This is a genomic window from Paenibacillus lactis (assembly GCF_017873605.1).
Lineage (GTDB): Bacteria > Bacillota > Bacilli > Paenibacillales > Paenibacillaceae > Paenibacillus_AQ > Paenibacillus_AQ lactis.
On record NZ_JAGGKI010000041.1, the window covers coordinates 1 to 5,658 of the forward strand.

The 5,658-nt window shown below is 49.8% G+C and carries 9 protein-coding genes; all 9 read right to left on the minus strand.

What is annotated here, in order from left to right; translation table 11 throughout:
* Positions 1-166: 166 nt before the first annotated feature.
* Positions 167-496 carry a hypothetical protein gene (locus J2Z18_RS30130; RefSeq protein ID WP_210095780.1) on the minus strand — a complete coding sequence of 110 codons (330 nt, stop codon included), beginning with the start codon at positions 494-496 and terminating at the stop codon, positions 167-169.
* Positions 477-1,157, minus strand: a complete 681-nt coding sequence (locus J2Z18_RS30135; protein WP_210095781.1) for a zonular occludens toxin domain-containing protein — start codon at positions 1,155-1,157, stop codon at positions 477-479. Before J2Z18_RS30135 ends, J2Z18_RS30130 begins: the two co-directional genes overlap by 20 nt.
* A 2-nt stretch (positions 1,158-1,159) precedes the next feature.
* Positions 1,160-1,507, minus strand: a complete 348-nt coding sequence (locus J2Z18_RS30140) for a hypothetical protein (protein ID WP_210095782.1) — start codon at positions 1,505-1,507, stop codon at positions 1,160-1,162.
* A gap of 15 nt (positions 1,508-1,522) precedes the next feature.
* Positions 1,523-1,939, minus strand: a complete 417-nt coding sequence (locus J2Z18_RS30145; RefSeq protein WP_210095783.1) for a hypothetical protein — start codon at positions 1,937-1,939, stop codon at positions 1,523-1,525.
* 307 nt (positions 1,940-2,246) lie between these two features.
* A complete protein-coding gene (locus J2Z18_RS30150; RefSeq protein WP_210095784.1) occupies positions 2,247-2,510 on the minus strand; it encodes a hypothetical protein in 264 nt (87 codons plus the stop codon).
* Positions 2,503-2,931, minus strand: a complete 429-nt coding sequence (locus tag J2Z18_RS30155; protein WP_210095785.1) for a hypothetical protein — start codon at positions 2,929-2,931, stop codon at positions 2,503-2,505. Before J2Z18_RS30155 ends, J2Z18_RS30150 begins: the two co-directional genes overlap by 8 nt.
* The gene (locus J2Z18_RS30160) at positions 2,931-3,083 is read right to left on the minus strand and encodes a hypothetical protein (protein ID WP_210095786.1); all 153 of its coding nucleotides are present in this window, start codon (positions 3,081-3,083) and stop codon (positions 2,931-2,933) included. Before J2Z18_RS30160 ends, J2Z18_RS30155 begins: the two co-directional genes overlap by 1 nt.
* Positions 3,080-4,789, minus strand: coding sequence for a fibronectin type III domain-containing protein (locus tag J2Z18_RS30975; RefSeq protein ID WP_210095787.1), 1,710 nt, complete (start codon positions 4,787-4,789; stop codon positions 3,080-3,082). The genes J2Z18_RS30160 and J2Z18_RS30975 overlap by 4 nt, the downstream gene beginning before the upstream one ends.
* Positions 4,790-4,806: 17 nt before the next feature.
* Positions 4,807-5,658, minus strand: an 852-nt coding sequence (locus tag J2Z18_RS30170; protein WP_210095788.1) for a hypothetical protein, incomplete at its 5' end; no start/stop codon positions are given.

Here is a 5,658-nt window from a genome sequence, read left to right on the forward strand (position 1 = left end):
CTAAATTTAAGCTGATTAACCATTTGTTTGGCCCGGTATATCCGGGCCACATCTGCTTTTGTCATCTGCACATAGGACAATGCAAAACCTCCTTACCACCACACCCAGCGAATCAATAGATTACCGAACAGCTGCCCTGCCCCAATGAAGCTAATTATCCGAAAATTCATAGGTATACCCTAACCCCTTCCTCTAATTCGATTGTTGATCCGATATCGGCCGGGATTGCTCTCCTGGAGAACAGATAGAATACCCTGCGACCGTGTTTGAATTTTCTCGCGGCATACTTTTCCCGTTGGCGACGCGTCAGCTGCGCGGATGCCACCGCGATTTGATTACTTGCTGCACACATGTTTTCAATCAAATTCATTTGTTCTTGCTCATGATAGTTGTTGTACATGGACACGAGATGCAGGGGGTTTACTGGTTTACCGTGCAGCATCTTCATATACGCCCAGGCTGTAGGATTTTTTAGTTTAGCTGACACCAGCGACATCCATTAATTCCTCCTTGGCCAAAGTCTGAATATCAATGTATTGCTTCCCATAAACCCTTTCCAGGGCCGCCGTATGCCGCCGATCTAGCTCCTGAAAGAACTGATCCACTTTGTTCTGCGGCGGCGTAGGGAATCGGTGTACCATCGAATGCGTGGAATAAAGATTAAGGGCATGAACCTTTTTTTGCTGATGAACAGGCAATACCCAGCGATTCACGAAACGCCCTTTAGGGCCAAACTCTTTTTGCTGATACTCATAAACCAGGTTGTTAATCGTCCCATTGGGAGACTTGATGCATTCGATAAGTAAATCTGTCTTGTCCCTGATCCGGGTATCAATGTTGCTATAAGACGGAAGCACGAAGATGAACAGGGAATTCATTTTACGTACGTAATTTAATACTTGGGTCATGATAATTTGACCGTTGCCGCCCCATGTGCGGCTGTCAAAATTGGACTGCGATTCATCGAATATGATGATTGATCCGTGAGCATCCGCGACTCTGTACCAGTCCGTATAATCATCAAACAGATATGCGCCACGAAGGGGAAAATTTGCGAACAGTTTGGCCCCGGATGCGGCGGCCCATTGGTGGGCCTTGATCGTGGCCGTTAACGTCTTCCCCTGCCCGTAACCTCCTACTACACCCGCGATAAACATGATTACTTCCCATCCTTTTCGTTTGCCATTTTCTCGTATGATTTTCCGTCTATGTAGGTCGTGCGCGGAACCAAAGCTTCAATTACTCGGATGAAGTATCCAGGCGGCGCAACTAGTGGGGCATCTTCTTTAATCTGCTTAATTAAGGCATCATACGGCTTTTTCCCGGCATGTATCGGCCTGGACTGTAAATGCTCGAGGAACCCGATAGCCTGCATCTGTGCAGGGGTTAGGGGCTGTACTTTGTCCTTTAGCGTGTCGATTACTTGTTTTACGTCCGCTATAACGGGTTTTTGTTCCGTCCGGTAGATATCCCCCATCAAAGTCTCTTGTAAATTGACTCCACTCATGGCCTTGATCCCTCCTTATTTGAACATGCCGATGATGGCCAGCAATCCAAGCAAACCAATGAGCAGCCACATCACGCCGGATGTTTTGGCCTGTTGCGTTCGTCCTGGATAGTTAAATGCTTGATTCATGATTGTGTTTTTCTCGATTTCAGCTAGGTGCGCCGTCTCCTGGAGATAGGGCAGACTGCAATTAAAGCTATAGACTAGCCCATCATCGCTCGTGCTGATCGTAGCGTCAGACATCGGCAGCACGTAGTGAGATGTAATCACTTTGTCTTGGGTTACTTCCTGGACATCCAGGATCGTACACACGCTGCTCCGATCGTCTTCATTGGTCGGAACAAACCTCCCGGCTTCCTCGTTGTATCGGTAATTCGGATTCCCGAAGATAATGGCCTTTCCTAACGATATTTTTTGCTCTTTCTTTGCCATGGTTTAGCCTCCCTGAATTTGAGATATAAAGCGATTGGTATTCCGATAGATACGATCAGCCCCAGGCCCAGGCCCGAGCCGACCGAAAAGAAATATTTGAAAACTAACTGAAAGCTTTGACTCATCTATGTATCCTCCCTATCCGTATACAAAAATCGAGATCCGGAACGAGCTGCAGCGCATGTTTTGTATACAAAATTCCGGATCCTGGTTTGTATCTTGTATACAAAACATGCGCTGCCGGCTCCTGGATCGGCGCGCAGCTGCCGCGATTCTGTATACATGAATTTGAATCCCATTCCGGTTATCACCACCATTTGATCAAGTCTTTAAACCACAGTAAAACCCGATTGTATTTCTGGATCATGAACAGGATGAAAACGAACAGAAACGCCGCTAGAAACGATGTGATAACCCCTGTCCAGGTCGGCCCAAGCAATCCGAATACCCCAAAGTAATGATCTAACCTAACCCCTTTAGCTGCTATAGTGCCGATCCCGGCCAGCTTGCTTATGATCATATTGAGGAACTGCAAGACCGGGGCGAATATCGAATCAATGAAGTTAATCATCACCGCCACCCCCTCTCATGGCTCCGATGATCTTCACGGCCATGAATCCGGCTGTCAGCCAGATACCAAAGATCAATAGATAGGCTACCTTGTCCAGCTGCAAAGAGTTTACAAACGGCATAATCTTGCTCAGGGCCGAATTGTAGCTGCCTGGAAGGGCTGCCGGGGTTCCGGTATAGGAAAGCCCTACAACCGTCTTGAAAAGGCCCGTCAGCACCCCTACAAGCAGCTTGCCAACGTTTAGAACAACCTCGAGGATTTTAACCAGGACTACCCCCAGCATGTAGAGGAAATAGAAGATAGCCCCGATTAAATCAAACAAGGGTTTAAACAGCATCCAGATGCCGTCTAAAATCCAGCCGCCCAGGTCGCCCAGGAGTCGGAAGAGATAGCCGAAACCGTCCGCTATGGCTCTAAACATTAGTAATCCTTGCGCCCTTTGTAGCCCAGGGCGGCTTTACGAACGATATCAATCAATTCGTCAGCGTAGGCCACCACAACAAAGGCGAAAATGATTGGGGTTAGGGCTTGGATAAAGCCAAAGGTTTCGGAAAATAGCTCGGCTGCCGTCATGTCGCTCTCCTCCTTGCGTCAATGGATTTTTTCAGCATCTTAATGAGTCGCGGCGCTATACCAATCACCAGCCCTAGCAAAACCAGTGAGGATAGCGAAGCAATAATAAACATCGAATTCGTAATGATATCCTTTGGAGCCATCCCCCAGCCCGATCCGACAGGCCGCCCCGGCTGGTTACTGCCACCCGAGCTGCCGTTTGAAAATTGCGCCCGAACGTCTACAACCTGGATAGCTCCGTTGGGGTTGTAGCCCATCGCCTTCGTGATCCGGAAGGTTGTCACATTCCCCGGCACTTCTCCCACTTTCTGATTGTTGTAATAAATCGCGTAGGACACCGCCCCAGGAACCGGGGTCCATGAGATATCCCAATAGTCGGCCTGGGGCTTCCCTGGGGTTACGGTCGTGTTCCTGCTTGGTGACTTGATCCTGACTGTATTGGACGGCCCGGATTCCAAACCGTAAATATTAACTGCCGTCACTCGGATGTGATAAACCGTGTCTGCTTGCAGGTTTGTTATGTCGTAGTTCGTGGCCGGGATCGGCGCGGAATTATGACGAGTAAAATTGGTTCCATCCGTTGAGACGTAAACATAGTAGCCTTCTAGGTCTGGATCAACGCTTGCCCCCCAATTCGTTTCGATGCTTAGCTGATCCGCACTCATGGCTGCCCTCAAGTTAGACGGAACCGGGGGCGGCGTCGTGTTCGGTGGCTTGATCGGCCTTGCTTTGACGACATTGGATCGCATACTCATATTTCCGGACGTATCCACGGCCACCACGTAAAACTCTGTATCGGTCGTATACGACAGCCCGCCGGACACTACAAACGAATTGGTTTTAATCGGGGTTTGGAACAATTGGACGTTATCCTGAAAGACTAAATACCCGTCTAAATCCGGTTCCGTGTTGGCCGTCCAGTCCAGTTTGATTTGTCCGACTTCCGGGGTTGCCTGAAGCCCTAGCGGCCGTCCAGGCGGCGTTGTATCGGGCGGCTGGATGGGGGTTCCTTGCACTTGATCGGATGGGACGCTTTCGTTCCCCGACAGATCGACCGCCGTTATGTAGATGGTGTATACCTTGGCGTAATCCTGAGCCTTTAGCGTGTACATATCGCGCGTAATCGGCATACTGTTAATCTTCTTGCCGTCTACATAAATGTTGTAGCCGTACATGTCATTTTCGGGATTCGGATTCCAGGATAATTGAATCTCATCGAACCCAGGCAAGGCACTGAGCCCCGTTGGTTTTCCCGGTGGGATTTTGTCTCGCTTCAACTTTAAATCAAACTCGTATAATCTTTTGGTGTTCACGTATCCGGAAGTTATTTCAATCTTGGTTATGGGCTTGTTAAATAGAACAGGCACATAATTTTCCTTGGGATTGGTAGTCGGAAGCCTAATAACATCATTCGATCCATCGGTGAAAAAAAGCCTAACCGCAAGCCCTTTATTTTCATCAAGAAGCGCATAGAATTCTTCGACTTCTACGGGCTTAGGGAACGTGTACGAAAATATCGTTCTGGTATAATCAAAAACCGCAGACGTGGATGGATCTCCATCCGTCAGCTGGGGGGCTGGATTGTTCTTCTGGTCAACCAAGATTTTTCCGGACAAAATCGAATCCTGCGCACTATACGGAGAAGCTTCCGTAACCCCTGGAAGCAGTACAAACATGAGCAGCACACCCAAAATGATTCGTTTCACATTGCACCCCCTTTCCGCTACGGCGCTTTATAGCCCGGCGTATTTACGGCCCCAGGATCGCTATCATAATCCGGCGCTGGGGTCGGCGTTGTATCCCTTGGTTTATAGATAGGAACCTTCGTTTTACCGCCGTTGATATAGTAATAATCCGGCACGGGCTCGCCTGTAGGGTCTTTAACTTGATACCCTGGGGAGCTTGTGTCCTGGGATGGCTTGCCCTGATATCCCTTGTCCTGGTCGATACGCGTAACGCTACGGTATGCCGGGGATGAATCATCCGTTTGAGTCGGATAGTCATAGCCCGAATCGGTATTGTCTAACGGCACATTCAAGGGATCAGGAATCGAAAACGGCTTAGACTCCGTGTAATCCGGCTCAAAATTCGGCGTTCCGGATTCCACATCGAACGGGATTTTATTCGGGATGTCCCGGAGGACGGGCATCGGTTCCGGCGTTCGATACGTTGGCAATGGGGGCGGCGGCTGCACCGCCTTTTCCCTGGATTGCAGCTCGTCCGCTATGATCCGGGCGATTTCCGGCGAACGATTGACGATCTCCTGCCCCATGGCCGGAACGATCGTATCCCGCATAATCCCGGCCACTTGGTTCCAATCCGGCGGCGGCGGTATGATGCTAGCCCACCGCCCGAGGTATTCGTCAAATTCCGGACATTCCAAAGCATCTATAATCGCTTGGCATCCAGGAGGGCATTCTTCGGTCCCGCCCGGATCGGTTGGATCGGGATTCGTTCCTGGATCGGGGGTCGGTGTTCCACCCCCGCCGGGATCAGTCCCGCCGTTGTTCGGTGGAACATCTTCACGAGTCTTGAAGTATACAATTTCGGCCCAGCGTTCGCGCGTGCCGTCCGA

Excerpts from the sequence above, each read along its gene's own strand:
- J2Z18_RS30130 (WP_210095780.1), bottom strand. The coding sequence starts at position 496 with ATGTCGCTGGTGTCAGCTAAACTAAAAAATCCTACAGCCTGGGCGTAT.
- J2Z18_RS30135 (WP_210095781.1), bottom strand. The coding sequence starts at position 1,157 with ATGTTTATCGCGGGTGTAGTAGGAGGTTACGGGCAGGGGAAGACGTTA.
- J2Z18_RS30140 (WP_210095782.1), bottom strand. The coding sequence starts at position 1,507 with ATGAGTGGAGTCAATTTACAAGAGACTTTGATGGGGGATATCTACCGG.
- J2Z18_RS30145 (WP_210095783.1), bottom strand. The coding sequence starts at position 1,939 with ATGGCAAAGAAAGAGCAAAAAATATCGTTAGGAAAGGCCATTATCTTC.
- J2Z18_RS30150 (WP_210095784.1), bottom strand. The coding sequence starts at position 2,510 with ATGATTAACTTCATTGATTCGATATTCGCCCCGGTCTTGCAGTTCCTC.
- J2Z18_RS30155 (WP_210095785.1), bottom strand. The coding sequence starts at position 2,931 with ATGTTTAGAGCCATAGCGGACGGTTTCGGCTATCTCTTCCGACTCCTG.
- J2Z18_RS30160 (WP_210095786.1), bottom strand. The coding sequence starts at position 3,083 with ATGACGGCAGCCGAGCTATTTTCCGAAACCTTTGGCTTTATCCAAGCC.